This is a genomic window from Bacillus sp. B2-WWTP-C-10-Post-4 (assembly GCF_009183805.1).
Taxonomy (GTDB): Bacteria; Bacillota; Bacilli; order Bacillales; family Bacillaceae_G; genus Bacillus_A; species Bacillus_A cereus.
Genome location: NZ_WEII01000087.1, coordinates 1 through 15934, shown reverse-complemented (window position 1 = coordinate 15934; position 15934 = coordinate 1). Strand labels below are relative to the sequence as shown.

The window sequence follows — 15934 nt, the reverse complement described above, 5'->3', positions numbered from 1 at the left end:
TGCCTTCATAGTTTGGTGATGATGGCAGAGAGGTCACACCCGTTCCCATACCGAACACGGAAGTTAAGCTCTCTAGCGCCGATGGTAGTTGGGACCTTGTCCCTGTGAGAGTAGGACGTCGCCAAGCTATTTATATTGTCGCGGGGTGGAGCAGCACGGTAGCTCGTCGGGCTCATAACCCGAAGGTCGCAGGTTCAAATCCTGTCCCCGCAACCAAATGGTCCCGTGGTGTAGTGGTTAACATGCCTGCCTGTCACGCAGGAGATCGCCGGTTCGACCCCGGTCGGGACCGCCATTTCATATAAAGAAAAGAACGAAACAAGTTGTTTCGTATTTTTTTATTTGTTTTAACAAAAAACTAATAAAGACAGTCAAACTATCCTTAGGACAACTCCTAAGGACTTTTTTATATATTCAAAACCTGTATAATAAAGAGCAGAGAACATTGTGAGTAAAGTAGGTGAAGTCTGTGAGTAAATATGAAGTAACAACAAAATCTTCTGAGGAAACACAAAGGTTATCAGAAAAACTAGGTGAGCTCGTAGAGGCACAAGATGTAATTATTTTAGAAGGAGATCTTGGAGCTGGTAAGACGACTTTTACAAAGGGACTAGCAAAAGGTCTTGGAGTGAAAAGAGTTGTAAATAGTCCTACCTTTAATATCATTAAAGAATATAAAGGTAGGTTACCGCTATATCATATGGACGTGTATCGCTTAGCAGAAAGTGAAGAGGACTTAGGCTTTGATGAATATTTCTACGGTGAAGGAATTACGGTAGTAGAATGGGCTCATTTAATAGAGGCATATTTACCAAATGAAAAGTTACAAATTAGTTTATTCCATGCTGGAGATGACACAAGAAAAATTATACTCGAGCCAATTGGAGATCGCTATATTAGATTATGTGAGGAGCTATTACAAGATGAAAGTACTAGCAATTGATACTTCAAATTACGTAATGGGTGTATCCCTTATTGAGGAAGGAAACGTAATTGGGGAAATCATTACAAATTTAACAAAAAACCATTCTGTACGTCTTATGCCAGCTGTAGAGAAACTGTTAAAAGAGTGTGGCGTAAAACCGAAGGAATTAACTAAAATCGTTGTAGCTGCTGGACCTGGATCCTATACAGGTGTTCGCATAGGCGTGACAGCGGCGAAAACATTAGCTTGGTCACTTCAAATACCAATTGTAGGTGTATCAAGTTTAGAGGTAGTAGCTGCAAACGGTGCTAACTTTAACGGGTTAATTTGTCCTTTATTTGATGGAAGACGTGGGCAAATTTATACTGGGTTATATACATATGAAGGAGAGCAGTTAACTTCAATAGAAGAAGACCGAATTATTCTTATTGTGGACTGGTTGCAAATGTTAAAAGATAAAGGACAGCCTGTTTTATTTATCGGTAACGATGTTAAATTGCATAAAGAAACAATTATAGAACATTTAGGTGATCAAGCTGTATTCGCTCCATTTACTAAAAATAACCCAAGACCAAGTGAGCTAGCATTCTTAGGATTACAAAAAGAAGAACAAGATGTGCATACGTTTGTTCCAAGCTATCTTCGTTTAGCTGAAGCTGAAACAAAGTGGTTAGAAAGTCAAAACAAGTAGGAGCTTGCAGAAGATGGATATGATATTTAGAAAGATGGAGCTTGATGATATTGCTCAAATTGTAGCTATTGAAGAAGCGTCTTTTTCAACTCCTTGGACTGCAGATGCCTTTCACCGTGAATTAACGATGAATGAACATGCACATTATATTGTGTTAGAAAAAGATGGTCGTGTAGTCGGGTATTGTGGATTGTGGATAATTATTGATGAATCACATATAACAAATATAGCTATTTTGCCAGAATACCGAGGTCAAAAGTTAGGAGATGCCCTATTGAAAGCAGTTATTTCTGAAGCGAAAGAACTAGGGGTAAAAACAATGACACTTGAAGTACGTGTATCAAATGAAGTAGCAAAGCAGTTATACAGAAAATACGGATTTCAAAATGGTGGGATTCGTAAACGATACTATGCAGACAATCAGGAAGATGGTCTCGTAATGTGGGTGAATATATAATGGAAAAAAATACGATTATACTTGGTATTGAAACAAGTTGTGATGAAACAGCAGTAGCAGTTGTTAAAAATGGAACGGAAATTATTGCGAATGTCGTTGCATCACAAATTGAAAGTCATAAACGTTTTGGCGGCGTTGTACCAGAGATTGCATCCCGTCATCATGTAGAAGAAATTACAGTTGTGTTAGAAGAAGCTTTAAAGGAAGCAAACATCACATTTGATGATATTGATGCAATTGCTGTAACAGAAGGTCCTGGTTTAGTAGGAGCACTTCTAATTGGAGTAAATGCAGCGAAGGCAGTAGCGTTTGCACATGATATTCCGTTAGTCGGTGTTCATCATATTGCTGGTCATATTTATGCGAACCGTTTAGTAAAAGAAGTTCAATTCCCGTTATTATCACTTGTTGTATCTGGTGGGCATACAGAACTTGTTTATATGAAAGAACATGGTTCATTCGAAGTAATTGGTGAAACACGAGACGATGCAGCTGGAGAAGCATATGATAAAGTAGCTCGTACGTTATCTATGCCATATCCAGGTGGTCCTCATATTGATCGCCTTGCACATGAAGGAGAACCGACAATTGATTTGCCTCGTGCATGGCTAGAACCGGATTCATATGATTTTAGCTTTAGTGGATTGAAATCAGCAGTTATCAACACTGTGCATAACGCAAAACAGCGCGGTATAGAAATTGCGCCAGAAGATTTAGCGGCAAGTTTCCAAGAAAGTGTAATAGATGTACTTGTAACGAAAGCAGCTCGTGCAGCAGAAGCTTATAATGTAAAGCAATTACTTCTTGCTGGTGGAGTAGCTGCTAATAAAGGACTTCGTGCGCGATTAGAAGAGGAATTTGCACAAAAAGAAAACATTGAATTAATTATTCCTCCGCTATCTTTATGCACAGATAATGCAGCGATGATTGCAGCGGCAGGGACAATTGCTTATGAACAAGGTAAGCGTGCAACATTAGCCTTAAATGCAAATCCAGGATTAGATATTGAAGCATAGTTATGCACATAATTAACCACAGGTTGTGGATAAAACCCATATTATCTGTTGATAATGTGGGTTTTATTGTGTATATAAAATGTTGATAACTTTTTTGTTGATTGTGGATAATGTGGAAAAGTTATTTTAAGGTTTATTTTATAAAGGTGGATATGTGTATAAACTTGTGGATAAATAGGATGATGTCAGACCTTTAAATTTGTTCTTTTTCGGGAAATAAAAAGTAAGAAGATATCTCCGAAAAACATTTTGAAACATCCCCCTATTATAGAAGATGCTAATATTGTCAATTTTTGTCGTTAAATCGATATTTTGTGTCGAATTGTTAATATATATAGGGTTACAATAGATATATTTGAAAAATCGTTGGTATATTCTAAGTTACGATTGATATACTCAAAAATTGTTTCTGTATTAAAAGAAAAAAAGATGTCGCATAGTCAAAAATCCTGACTTATGAGACATCTTCCTTATTTAAATATGCTTATACATGCAGCTCTTCCCATTCTGCCATACAAGTTTCAAGTTGTTCTTGTAGCGTTTGCTTTTTAGTTGTAATTTCACTAGCTTTTTCATAATCTGCATATATTTCTGGTAAGCAAAGTTGATCTTCTAGCGTAGCAATTTCTTCTTCTAATTCTAATATACTTTGTTCTAGCTCTTCAATTTTTCTAGTGCGTTGACGCTCTAGTTTTTTACGCTCTTTTTCTTCTAAATAATTTAATTTCTCTTGTGCAACCACTTTTTGAACAGGAATGTCACTTTCTTGCTGTTCAAGTTCTGCACGTTCAATCATTTCATTTTTCTTTTCAACGTAGTAATCGTAATCCCCTAAATATTCCTGTGCACCTTCTGTTGATAACTCAACCACAGTCGTTGTTACACGGTTAATAAAGTAGCGGTCATGTGAGACGAATAGAAGAGTCCCTGGGTAATCAATTAAAGCATTCTCCAAAATCTCTTTACTATTTAAATCAAGGTGGTTCGTAGGCTCATCTAGAATTAACAAATTCGACTTTTGCATCATAAGTTTTGCAAGAGCTAATCGAGCTTTTTGTCCACCACTAAGAGAAGATACTGGTTTCAGTACATCATCTCCTGTGAATAAAAAATTCCCGAGTATAGTACGGATTTCTTTTTCAGGTTGCAGTGGATATTCATCCCATAATTCATTTAAAACCCGTTTAGAAGATGTTAAGTTTGCTTGTTCTTGATCATAATAACCAACAGATACATTTGATCCGAAAGAAACATCACCATTTAATAGTGGTAACTTATTCACAATAGACTTTAACAATGTGGATTTCCCAATTCCGTTTGGACCAACTAAAGCAACACTATCTCCGCGAGTTAAGCGCATAGTTACATGTTCAATTATAGGGTTCTCATCATAGCCGATGGTTGCATCATTTACTTGTAAAACATCATTTCCACTTTGCTTTTCAATATCGAAGTGGAATGATGCTGACTTAGAATCCCCTAATGGTCTCGTTAATAATTCCATTCTGTCTAGTTGTTTACGACGACTTTGAGCACGTTTCGTTGTAGAAGCGCGAGCTATATTCTTTTGAACGAAGTCCTCAAGTTTTGCGATTTCATCTTGTTGTTTTTCGTAACGTTTCATTTCTTGCTCATATAATGCTGATTTTAAGTCTAAATATTTACTGTAGTTACCAACAAATCGTCTGCTTTCTTTATTCGAAATTTCATATACTTGTGTAACGAGTTTGTCTAAGAAATAACGGTCATGTGAAACGATTAATATTGCGCCAGGATAACCTTGTAAATATTGCTCAAGCCACGTTAATGTTTCGATGTCTAAATGGTTTGTAGGCTCGTCCAAAATAAGTAAGTCTGGTTTTGTTAATAATAATTTCCCGAGAGCTAATCTTGTTTTTTGCCCGCCGCTTAAAGTAGAGATCGTCGTCTGGTGCGTTTCAACTGGGAAGCCAAGGCCGCTTAAAATGGAGCGAATATCCGCTTCATATTGATATCCACCTTGATCTTTATAATTGAGTTGCAATTGGTCATAATCAGCTAACAATCTTTCATATGTAGCTTCGTTTGAAAAGTTTTCTTCTTTTCCCATTTCTTGCTCAAGCCTTCGAAGTTTTGTCTCCATTTGCTGTAAGTGAGTAAAGACGGTTAGCATTTCATCCCAAATTGTTAAAGACGTTTCTAGTCCAGTATTTTGAGCTAAATATCCGATTGAGACATCTTTCGGTTTTATAATTTCGCCACCATCATGAGATAATTCACCAGCGATAATTTTTAATAATGTAGATTTGCCTGCTCCATTCCTTCCAACTAATGCGATACGATCTTTTGTTTGTACTTCCAATTTTATGTTTGCAAGAATCGTTTCTGCACCGTATAATTTCGAAAGCGCGTTTACTTGTAATAAAATCAATGTTTTCACCTCAAATAATTTCTTAACTTTGCCATGTTTATATTTCTCAATCATACTAAAAATAGTGTATAGTTTAAAATAAAGAGAGAATACTTCTTCTCTTTATTATACAAGGAATTTAATGAGTGCTAAACTTCTGTATTTGATTAAAGTATATGAATAAAGATAGGAAGAGAGGAGAGGTCATATGGATCAGCAAAAGATTCCACAAGCCACTGCTAAAAGATTGCCTCTATACTATCGATTTATCCAAAACTTATCTCTTTCTGGTAAGCAGCGTGTTTCATCGGCCGAATTGAGTGAGGCAGTAAAAGTAGATTCCGCAACAATACGAAGAGATTTTTCGTATTTTGGAGCGTTAGGGAAAAAGGGATATGGATATAACGTAAATTATTTATTATCATTTTTCCGCGAAACACTTGATCAAGATGATATAACACGTGTAGCACTTATTGGAGTAGGTAATTTAGGGACCGCTTTCTTACATTATAATTTCACGAAAAACAATAATACAAAAATTGAAATGGCATTTGATGTTAGTGAAGAGAAAGTTGGAACAGAAATCGGGGGCATTCCTGTATATCATTTAGATGAATTAGAAGAGAGATTATCAAATGATATACAAGTGGCAATATTAACAGTACCGGCTACAGTAGCACAAGCTGTAGCAGATAGATTAGCTGAAACGAGCGTGCATGGTATTTTGAATTTCACACCAGCGCGATTAAACGTATCAGAGAATATTAGAATTCATCATATTGACTTAGCTGTAGAGTTACAAACATTAGTTTACTTTTTGAAAAACTATCCACAATAAAACGCAGAGGAAGCGACCTCTGCGTTTTATTATTGTTTCTTCTTTGTGAATTTAATTAATATAAGGCGAAGTGCCAAATTAAAATCAATTGTTGCCATAACTGCAAATAGTATTGTCCACATATTCCAGATTGTATCTGTCACGTTCGTAATGGCGAAGCGTGTAAAGATACATCCAAGAAGGAAGTATAGTGCAGCCATGAACAATGGTGAGTTTCTCATACAAAAAATCCTCCGATAAAGCCTTGCATTTTTTCAGCTTCTTTAATCATTTCTTGAATTTGTTCATTGCTCATAAAAATTTGCCCAATAGCGACCAATGTATTCATCGCAACATGAGCTGCAATCGGAACGATAATCCGTTTCGTCTTCACATATAAGAAGGCGAATACGAGCCCCATAGCAGTGTATACCAATAAATGAGTAAAATCAAAATGAATTGCTGCAAATACAAGCGAACTAATGATAGCTGCGATAAAGAAGTTAAACTTCTTATAAAGCGTGCCGAATAGAATTTTTCTAAATACGATTTCTTCTAAGATAGGTCCAATTATAGATACAACAATAAGGAACCAAGGTATCGTTCTTGCGATGTCCATCAGTCTGTCTGTATTCTCAGATCCACGTGGAACCCCAAATACATACATTTCAATCATACCTGCAATGGATTGTGAGATGATTGCTAAGAAGAACCCGATGAAAATCCATCCAATAGTAGCTGGGACAGAAGAGCGCATTGGATCTAAATGCCTGTCACGAATATCTGTTCTAAGTAACCAAAGTACGATACATAATGCAACAAAGAAGCTAATAATTGCCCAGTGTCCCGTTATGATTTGTCCTTTTTCCTCAATGGTAAATCCTCTATTATCGTAGAGTCCTGTTTTTAGGAGAAGTGGTAATCCAACAACGCCGGATAACTGCATTAAAATGTATGTAACGATAATCCACCAGTATTGTTTCTTCAAATGGTTTAACCATCCTTTCTAACTATAGTGTATGAGATAAGTTAGGATAACATGTAAATATGCTACCTACGATATAAACCTCACTTGAATTATGTTTTTTTCGTAAATCCTTATTTGAAATTATAATAGAAGACAGGAGAAAGTTGTGTGTGTAGCGAAAACAACTTAGGGTGTCCTTTCATATTGTAACATACGAGCAGTGGAAACAACGATTCATATAGTAAAGGCAGTATTCTATATAGAAAGTTTATATAGTGATTTGCGAAAAAATTATGATTTTTTTACTTGCAAAAGAAATTGAGATTATTTATTATTATAAGTGTGTTAGCACTCGGATGACTTGAGTGCTAATAAAAGAAATTTACATAACAAAATGAGGAGGTTATTGTTCATGCTAAAGCCATTAGGTGATCGCGTTGTAATTGAGCTTGTTCAAGCAGAAGAAAAAACAGCAAGTGGTATCGTATTACCAGATACTGCAAAAGAAAAACCACAAGAGGGTAAAGTTGTTGCAGTAGGTACTGGTCGAGTGCTTGAGAATGGTGAGCGTGTTGCTTTAGAGGTAGCAGCAGGTGATCTTATCATCTTCTCAAAATATGCAGGTACTGAAGTGAAATATGAAGGTACAGACTACTTGATTTTACGTGAAAGTGACATTTTAGCAGTTATCGGTTAATTATATAAATCTTAAAAAATCCAAGGGGGTCAATTATTATGGCAAAAGATATTAAATTTAGTGAAGAAGCACGTCGTTCGATGCTTCGCGGTGTCGACACTCTTGCAAATGCAGTAAAAGTAACGCTTGGACCAAAAGGTCGTAACGTTGTACTTGAGAAAAAATTTGGTTCACCACTTATTACAAATGATGGTGTAACAATCGCAAAAGAAATCGAATTAGAAGATGCATTCGAAAACATGGGTGCGAAATTAGTAGCAGAAGTTGCTAGCAAAACAAATGACGTAGCTGGTGACGGAACAACAACTGCAACTGTATTAGCGCAAGCTATGATTCGTGAAGGTCTTAAAAACGTAACAGCTGGTGCGAACCCAATGGGTCTTCGTAAAGGTATCGAAAAAGCTGTTACTGCTGCAATTGAAGAATTAAAAACGATTTCTAAACCAATCGAAGGTAAATCTTCTATCGCACAAGTAGCTGCTATTTCTGCTGCTGACGAAGAAGTAGGTCAATTAATCGCTGAAGCAATGGAGCGCGTTGGTAACGACGGCGTTATTACTTTAGAAGAATCTAAAGGCTTCACAACAGAATTAGACGTAGTAGAAGGTATGCAATTTGATCGTGGATATGCATCTCCTTACATGATTACTGATTCTGACAAAATGGAAGCAGTTCTTGATAACCCATACATCTTAATCACTGATAAAAAGATTTCTAACATTCAAGAAATCTTACCAGTATTAGAGCAAGTGGTACAACAAGGTAAACCACTTCTTATCATTGCTGAAGATGTAGAAGGCGAAGCGTTAGCTACATTAGTAGTGAACAAACTTCGTGGTACATTCAATGTAGTAGCTGTTAAAGCTCCTGGATTTGGTGACCGTCGTAAAGCAATGCTAGAAGATATCGCGATCTTAACTGGTGGCGAAGTAATCACTGAAGAATTAGGCCGTGACTTAAAATCTGCTACAGTTGAATCTTTAGGACGCGCTGGTAAAGTTGTTGTAACGAAAGAAAACACAACTGTAGTTGAAGGTGTAGGAAGCACAGAACAAATCGAAGCTCGCATCGGTCAAATCCGTGCGCAATTAGAAGAAACAACTTCTGAATTCGATCGTGAAAAATTACAAGAGCGTCTTGCAAAACTTGCAGGTGGCGTAGCGGTAATTAAAGTAGGTGCAGCAACTGAAACTGAGTTGAAAGAACGCAAACTTCGCATTGAAGATGCACTTAACTCAACTCGTGCAGCAGTAGAAGAAGGTATCGTTGCAGGTGGTGGTACTTCACTTATGAACGTATACACAAAAGTAGCTTCTATCGTAGCTGAAGGCGACGAAGCAACAGGTATCAACATCGTACTTCGCGCACTAGAAGAGCCAGTTCGTCAAATCGCAATCAACGCTGGTCTAGAAGGATCTGTAGTTGTAGAGCGTCTAAAAGGCGAAAAAGTAGGCGTTGGTTTCAACGCAGCTACTGGCGAATGGGTTAACATGCTTGAGTCTGGTATCGTAGATCCAGCTAAAGTAACTCGTTCTGCACTTCAAAACGCAGCATCTGTTGCAGCTATGTTCTTAACAACTGAAGCTGTAGTAGCTGACAAGCCAGAACCAAATGCACCAGCAATGCCTGACATGGGCGGCATGGGCATGGGCGGTATGGGCGGAATGATGTAATTCCGTTTGCCCTAAAAAACATCCATTTCTATATAGAAATGGATGTTTTTTTATGTTTTTTAGAAAAGGAAATGAATTTCTGTAGAATTTTGTCGCTTTCTCTCTTGACCATATTGATATTTCATTGTTAGAATCTAGGAAGATAATATAAAACGATCCTTCATATATCCTCAATGATATGGTTTGAGAGTCTCTACCGGGTTACCGCAAACAACCTGACTATGAAGGCAGTGTGTCTTATATTTATAAAGAGCGGAGACTATCTTTCTTTATAAAGCCAGACCCCTGCCTTTTCTTTGTTATGAGACTAGAGGCGGAGGACTGGCTTTTTTTATTATATTGGTAATGCTTTTCGCCAAATTGGTGAAAATATTTATATACGAGAACTAACGTTGGGGTGATTATTTTGAAGAAACAACACGATACAATTATCGTTTTAGATTTTGGAAGTCAATACAATCAGTTAATAGCACGTCGAATTCGTGAGTTCGGTGTATACAGTGAACTTCATCCACATACAATTACTGCAGAAGAAATTAAAGCAATGAATCCAAAAGGGATCATTTTCTCTGGTGGACCAAATAGCGTATACGGTGAAGGTGCATTACATTGTGATGAAAAAATCTTTGAACTAGGTTTACCAATCTTCGGTATTTGTTACGGTATGCAGCTTATGACGCAACACTTCGGTGGTAAAGTAGAGCGTGCAAATCACCGTGAGTACGGAAAGGCTGTTCTTAAAGTAGAGAACGAATCAAAATTATATGCGAACCTTCCAGAAGAGCAAGTTGTATGGATGAGCCATGGTGACTTAGTAACTGGTTTACCTGAAGGATTCGTAGTAGACGCAACAAGTGAGTCTTGCCCAATTGCTGGTATGAGCAATGAAGCGAAAAACTTATACGGTGTACAATTCCACCCAGAAGTACGTCACTCTGAGCACGGTAACGATTTAATTAAAAACTTCGTATTCGGCGTATGTGGTTGTTCTGAAGGATGGAACATGGAGAACTTTATCGAAGTAGAATTAGAAAAAATTCGTGAAACTGTTGGAGACAAAAAAGTACTATGCGCACTTAGTGGCGGTGTAGACTCTTCTGTTGTAGCAGTATTAATTCATAAAGCAATCGGCGATCAATTAACTTGTATTTTCGTTGACCACGGCTTACTGCGTAAAGGCGAAGCAGAAGGCGTTATGAAAACATTTAGCGAAGGCTTCCACATGAACGTTATTAAAGTGGATGCAAAAGAACGCTTCATGAACAAGTTAAAAGGTGTAGAAGATCCAGAACAAAAACGTAAAATCATCGGTAACGAATTTATTTACGTATTTGATGATGAAGCGTCTAAATTACAAGGTATGGACTTTTTAGCACAAGGTACACTTTACACAGACATCGTTGAAAGTGGTACAGCAACTGCACAAACAATTAAATCTCACCACAACGTTGGTGGACTTCCAGAAGACATGCAGTTCAAATTAATTGAGCCTTTAAACACGTTATTTAAAGACGAAGTACGTGTATTAGGATCTGAACTAGGAATTCCTGATGAAATCGTATGGCGTCAACCATTCCCAGGACCGGGTCTTGGTATTCGTGTATTAGGTGAAATTACAGAAGAGAAATTAGAAATCGTTCGTGAATCTGATGCGATTTTACGTGAAGAAATTATTAAAGCGGGCTTAGACCGTGAAATCTGGCAATACTTCACTGCACTTCCTGGTATGCGTAGCGTAGGTGTTATGGGTGACGAGCGTACTTACGATTACACAGTAGGTATCCGTGCAGTAACATCTATCGACGGTATGACAGCTGACTGGGCACGTATCCCTTGGGACGTATTAGAGAAAATCTCTGTACGTATCGTAAACGAAGTAAAACACGTTAACCGTATCGTGTATGATGTAACGAGTAAGCCACCAGCAACTATTGAGTGGGAATAGTATTTATAAAAAGGTCCATCTATTGCTTATGCATAGATGGATCTTTTTTATTTTGGTATTAATACGAACGAAAATATAAAAGTTTATGAAAATGTTCGTTTTTAAATTGACAAAACTACTTCGTCGAGTTAATATGATTATGTAATTCAAACGAAAAGTGAATATTATAGCCGTCGTATAATATCGGGGATATGGCCCGAAAGTTTCTACCTAGCTACCGTAAATGGCTTGACTACGAGGCGTTTGTATAAAGATGAGGGGAAACTTGTCTTTGTTTATAGAACGCTTCCATGTATATATGCAATGGGAGCCTTTTTTATTTCTCGGGATAAAAGAGGGCTAGGGTGAAATACGGCGAGTAATCATATAACGGGGGAAACATAGGATGAAACGCTATTTTCAGTTTGATGAGCTCGGTACGAATTATAAGACTGAGTTCATAGCAGGGTTAACGACATTTCTATCTATGGCTTACGTACTATTTGTCAATCCTGCTACGCTGTCGCTTGGAAATGTTAAAGGGTTACCAGCAGGTACAGGGATGGATCCAGGTGCAGTATTCGTTGCTACGGCATTAGCGGCAGCGATCGGTTCGTTAATTATGGGTATTTTCGCGAAGTATCCAATTGCTTTAGCGCCAGGTATGGGAATTAACGCGTTCTTTGCTTATACAGCAGTGTTAACGATGGGTATTCCGTGGCAAACGGCCATTGCCGGAACATTAATGTCAGGTATTATCTTTATTATTCTTACTGCTTCAGGTATTCGTGAAAAAATCATTAATGCAATTCCATCGGAGTTAAAGTTTGCAGTAGCAGCAGGTATTGGATTATTCATTGCTTTCCTTGGATTCCAAAATGCCGGCATTATCGTGAAAAACGATGCGGTTCTTGTTGGGTTGGGGGACTTAACAAAGGGCACAACGTTACTAGCAATCTTCGGGGTTGTTACTACGATCATCTTCATGATTAAGAAAGTTAATGGTGCAGTATTCTACGGTATGATTCTTACAGCGATCTTAGGAGTTGCAACAGGATTAATTGATACTCCGAAAGCTGTGGTGGGAGCAATACCGAGTCTAGAACCAACGTTCGGTGTGGCGTTAACGCACTTCGGAGATATTTTCACAGTTCAAATGGGGATTGTTATTATAACGTTCTTCTTTATCGATTTCTTTGATACAGCAGGTACGCTTGTAGCGGTTGCGAATCAAGCAGGATTAATGAAGAACAATAAATTACCACGTGCAGGAAAAGCGTTATTTGCAGATGCGATTGCAACTGTAATTGGTGCGATCTTGGGTACATCAACAACAACGTCTTACATTGAATCGTCTGCAGGGGTAGCAGCGGGAGGACGTTCTGGATTTACAGCAGTTGTAACAGCAGGATTCTTCTTACTGGCACTATTCTTCTCGCCATTATTAAGTGTTGTAACGCCAGCTGTAACGGCACCGGCTTTAATTATTGTAGGAATCTTGATGGTTTCTTCCTTAGGGGAAATTGATTGGAAGAAATTCGAGATTGCAGTACCAGCATTCTTTACAATTATCTCTATGCCACTTACGTATAGTATCGCAACTGGGATTGCCATTGGATTTATCTTCTATCCAATTACAATGGTTGTGAGTGGTCGTCGTAAAGAGGTTCATCCGATTATGTATGTTATGGGAGTTTTATTCGTACTATATTTCATTTATGTTCGTAAATAAAAGGGGTTTTTTAAAGGTCTAGACTTAAGGGGAGTCTAGACCTTTTTTGCGTCTTCAGAAAATCTTAAGGATTTCCGAGCGTTTTTCTTCAGAAGTTTTCCTATAATAGAAGTTAGGGATTAAAAAAGTGATGGGGGAGATATTGTGGCACACGAAACAATACTTGTCGTAGATGATGAAAAAGAAATTCGGAATTTAATTACAATCTATTTAAAGAATGAAGGATATAAAGTATTACAAGCAGGAGACGGAGAAGAAGGATTACGTCTATTGGAAGAAAATGAAGTACATCTAGTCGTATTAGATATTATGATGCCGAAAGTGGATGGTATTCATATGTGTATGAAGGTAAGGGAAGCGAAAGAAATGCCTATTATTATGCTTTCTGCCAAAACGCAAGATATGGATAAGATTTTAGGATTAACAACAGGAGCAGATGATTACGTAACGAAGCCCTTTAATCCATTAGAGTTAATTGCACGAATTAAATCTCAGTTACGCCGTTATATGAAAATGAATGGTTTCGCTGTCCAAAATGAGGACGAGTTAGAAATTGGGGAGATGAAAATCAACATCTCGACCCATAAAGTTGTTGTAGAGGGAGAAGAAGTGAAACTGACCCCAAGGGAATTTTCAATTCTAGAATTACTAGCTCGTAATCCGGGTATGGTCTTTAGCGCGGAACAAATTTATGAAAAGGTTTGGAACGAAAGATCTTTCCAGTCTGATAATACGGTAATGGTGCATATTCGAAAAGTACGTGAAAAGATTGAGGAGAATCCAAGGAAACCTAGATATATAAAAACAGTATGGGGAGTGGGGTATAAGATTGAAAAAGATATTTAATCCGTTTACTTATATAAGGAAAATAAGAGAATTATTTGAGAAATTAGTAAAGAGCGTACGAAAGAGTATAAGGATTCAATTGATTACTACTTTTGCTGCTTGTGCGTTATTAGGAGTTTTGTCAGCGAAGGCAGCAGCGCCGTTTTTTGAGAATGCGAATCGTCAAGCAACTATTGATTATCGGGCTGGTATGGAACAAATTAATCACCAAGCTCAAGGAGCGGCAAATAGTTCGGTTCATGAAAATAAATTAGAAGCTATATCAAATATGATCGAAATGGAGAACCAAAATTTAGAGCAAGGGTCTAGAGCTTTGAAGATATTGGTTACTGATGAAAGTGGTAAAGTTTTATATAAAACAAAGCAAGCGCAAGAAGAGCAAATCGATTTGCATAATACGATTCGTAATGCAGCATCATTCGCGATTAATTATACAGATGGTAGAAATGTATTTGAAAGTACAAGAAAAGAGTTTATATCTTTTTCACCTATTACTATTGAAGGAAAGAATTTGTACATGTTTGTTAGCGGAATTCCAGAGGGAGAGGTAATATATGACACGCAAGAAGGACCATTCCCGTTTTTAATTGGTGTACTTGTATTCATTTTCTCTTTCTTCTATATAACAAAGAGAAAGATGAAGCAGATTGAAGCGATGGCACAAGGCGTAAAGGAAATAGAAAGAGGTAACTTAGCCTACCGCATTGAGAAAAAAGGTGAAGATGAGATTGCAGCTTTAACTGAGAATATTAATAATATGGCAGAAGAGCTTATGAATAATATAGAAAAGGAACGTAAATTAGAAAAGCAAAAGAATGAGCTTATCACAAATGTATCACATGATTTGCGTACACCACTTACTTCTATTATGGGTTACTTACGATTACTTCGAGATTCTAAATATGAAAATAAAGAACAACACGATGAGTATACGAGAATTGCTTTTGCAAAGTCGGAGCAGTTAAAAAATTTAATAGAAGATTTATTTGAGTATACGAAGTTAACAAATGAACAAGTTGTATTAGAAAAACAAGAAGTATGTGTAAATGAGTTGCTTGAGCAATTAATAGAAGAGTTAGTACCGCAAGCGGAAGAGCATGGACTTACGTTTGTTAAGAAGTTTCCTGAGGAACGTGCTTATGCATCGATTGATTCGGAAAAGATGGTTCGTGTATTTGATAATTTACTAATGAATGCGATTAAGTATAGTAAAGATGATGGAGAGATAAAAGTTTCTCTTCAAAGGCAGCGTAGGGATATACAAATTGTAATTGCGAATCATAGTGAAGAGTTTACGAGAGAAGAGTTAGCGAATTTGTTTGAACGTTTCTATAAGAAGGATCAATCTAGAAGTAGAGTAACGGAAGGCTCGGGACTCGGTTTAGCGATTGCGAAAAGTATTGTTGAGTTACAAGGTGGTAGTATTCGAGCGGAATATAGGGAAGGTACTATTCAATTTATCGTTTCGTTACCAACTATAGAAAAATAATAAATGAATAGAATGATATGTGATAAAAAAGGCTTATTTTAAAAGAAATAAGCCTTTTTATATTTTTTATAAAAACATATTGACGATTAGAGCTTAGAGGTGTAATATAGAACAAGTCGCCGATGACAATAGCGTCGCAAGCGACAAACGAAATAAAAAACTTAGTTGACATTGAAAGATGAAAATGTTAACATAAGGAAGTCGCAAATGAGCGACCAAGTAGTTCTTTGAAAACTGAACGAAACAAACAACGTGAAACGTCAATTTTTATTTTAGATGCTAGACAAACTAACTTTATTGGAGAGTTTGAT

14 protein-coding genes, 2 tRNA genes, 1 rRNA gene and 2 riboswitches are annotated in these 15934 nt (G+C 37.1%); of the genes, 14 read left to right on the top strand and 3 right to left on the bottom strand.

Features of this window, described 5'->3' with window-relative positions; translation table 11 throughout:
* Nucleotides 1-11: 11 nt before the first annotated feature.
* The 7 genes from rrf to tsaD all read left to right on the top strand — a co-directional run bounded on the left by rrf (nt 12) and on the right by tsaD (nt 3089).
* Nucleotides 12-127, top strand: a 5S ribosomal RNA gene (gene rrf / locus GBN78_RS23400).
* Nucleotides 128-139: 12 nt separating this feature from the next.
* Nucleotides 140-216: transfer RNA gene (locus GBN78_RS23395), tRNA-Met, on the top strand.
* Between the two features lie 3 nt (nt 217-219).
* A tRNA-Asp gene (locus GBN78_RS23390) sits at nt 220-295 on the top strand.
* Nucleotides 296-469: 174 nt separating this feature from the next.
* Nucleotides 470-943 (top strand): tRNA (adenosine(37)-N6)-threonylcarbamoyltransferase complex ATPase subunit type 1 TsaE, encoded by a 474-nt coding sequence (gene tsaE / locus GBN78_RS23385; protein WP_000049642.1) that lies wholly within the window; start codon nt 470-472, stop codon nt 941-943.
* Complete coding sequence (tsaB, locus tag GBN78_RS23380; RefSeq protein WP_000865753.1) at nt 924-1616, top strand: tRNA (adenosine(37)-N6)-threonylcarbamoyltransferase complex dimerization subunit type 1 TsaB; 693 nt, start codon at nt 924-926, stop codon at nt 1614-1616. Before tsaE ends, tsaB begins: the two co-directional genes overlap by 20 nt.
* A gap of 13 nt (nt 1617-1629) precedes the next feature.
* Nucleotides 1630-2073, top strand: coding sequence for a ribosomal protein S18-alanine N-acetyltransferase (rimI, locus tag GBN78_RS23375; RefSeq protein WP_000367190.1), 444 nt, complete (start codon nt 1630-1632; stop codon nt 2071-2073).
* Entirely contained in the window at nt 2073-3089 is a 1017-nt protein-coding gene (gene tsaD, locus GBN78_RS23370) for a tRNA (adenosine(37)-N6)-threonylcarbamoyltransferase complex transferase subunit TsaD (RefSeq protein ID WP_000414585.1), read from the top strand. Before rimI ends, tsaD begins: the two co-directional genes overlap by 1 nt.
* A 484-nt stretch (nt 3090-3573) precedes the next feature.
* Here tsaD and GBN78_RS23365 read toward each other — a convergent pair whose 3' ends face one another.
* Entirely contained in the window at nt 3574-5499 is a 1926-nt protein-coding gene (locus tag GBN78_RS23365; RefSeq protein WP_000602145.1) for an ABC-F family ATP-binding cassette domain-containing protein, read from the bottom strand.
* A 187-nt stretch (nt 5500-5686) separates the two neighbouring features.
* On the opposite strand from GBN78_RS23365, the gene GBN78_RS23360 reads away from it, so the two are divergent.
* Nucleotides 5687-6316 carry a redox-sensing transcriptional repressor Rex gene (locus GBN78_RS23360; protein WP_000372699.1) on the top strand — a complete coding sequence of 210 codons (630 nt, stop codon included), beginning with the start codon at nt 5687-5689 and terminating at the stop codon, nt 6314-6316.
* A 29-nt stretch (nt 6317-6345) separates the two neighbouring features.
* Here GBN78_RS23360 and GBN78_RS23355 read toward each other — a convergent pair whose 3' ends face one another.
* Both GBN78_RS23355 and GBN78_RS23350 read right to left on the bottom strand, forming a co-directional pair.
* Entirely contained in the window at nt 6346-6537 is a 192-nt protein-coding gene (locus GBN78_RS23355; protein WP_001246200.1) for a YdiK family protein, read from the bottom strand.
* Entirely contained in the window at nt 6534-7283 is a 750-nt protein-coding gene (locus GBN78_RS23350) for a CPBP family intramembrane glutamic endopeptidase (protein WP_000745328.1), read from the bottom strand. Before GBN78_RS23350 ends, GBN78_RS23355 begins: the two co-directional genes overlap by 4 nt.
* Nucleotides 7284-7674: 391 nt before the next feature.
* Here GBN78_RS23350 and groES point away from each other — a divergent pair, with 391 nt between their 5' ends.
* The 6 genes from groES (at nt 7675) to GBN78_RS23320 (ending at nt 15623) form a co-directional block, all read left to right on the top strand.
* On the top strand, nt 7675-7959 hold the full coding sequence (gene groES, locus GBN78_RS23345) for a co-chaperone GroES (protein WP_000917311.1): 285 nt from the start codon (nt 7675-7677) through the stop codon (nt 7957-7959).
* A gap of 38 nt (nt 7960-7997) precedes the next feature.
* Nucleotides 7998-9632, top strand: coding sequence for a chaperonin GroEL (gene groL / locus GBN78_RS23340; protein WP_001029993.1), 1635 nt, complete (start codon nt 7998-8000; stop codon nt 9630-9632).
* Between the two features lie 140 nt (nt 9633-9772).
* A riboswitch (purine riboswitch) is annotated at nt 9773-9874 on the top strand.
* Between the two features lie 164 nt (nt 9875-10038).
* On the top strand, nt 10039-11577 hold the full coding sequence (gene guaA / locus GBN78_RS23335; RefSeq protein ID WP_000743906.1) for a glutamine-hydrolyzing GMP synthase: 1539 nt from the start codon (nt 10039-10041) through the stop codon (nt 11575-11577).
* Between the two features lie 153 nt (nt 11578-11730).
* Nucleotides 11731-11832: riboswitch (purine riboswitch) on the top strand.
* Between the two features lie 130 nt (nt 11833-11962).
* Entirely contained in the window at nt 11963-13288 is a 1326-nt protein-coding gene (locus GBN78_RS23330; protein WP_000833096.1) for an NCS2 family permease, read from the top strand.
* Nucleotides 13289-13432: 144 nt separating this feature from the next.
* The gene (locus GBN78_RS23325; protein WP_000929887.1) at nt 13433-14134 is read left to right on the top strand and encodes a response regulator transcription factor; all 702 of its coding nucleotides are present in this window, start codon (nt 13433-13435) and stop codon (nt 14132-14134) included.
* The gene (locus GBN78_RS23320; RefSeq protein WP_152127752.1) at nt 14118-15623 is read left to right on the top strand and encodes a sensor histidine kinase; all 1506 of its coding nucleotides are present in this window, start codon (nt 14118-14120) and stop codon (nt 15621-15623) included. The genes GBN78_RS23325 and GBN78_RS23320 overlap by 17 nt, the downstream gene beginning before the upstream one ends.
* Nucleotides 15624-15934 lie beyond the last annotated feature (311 nt).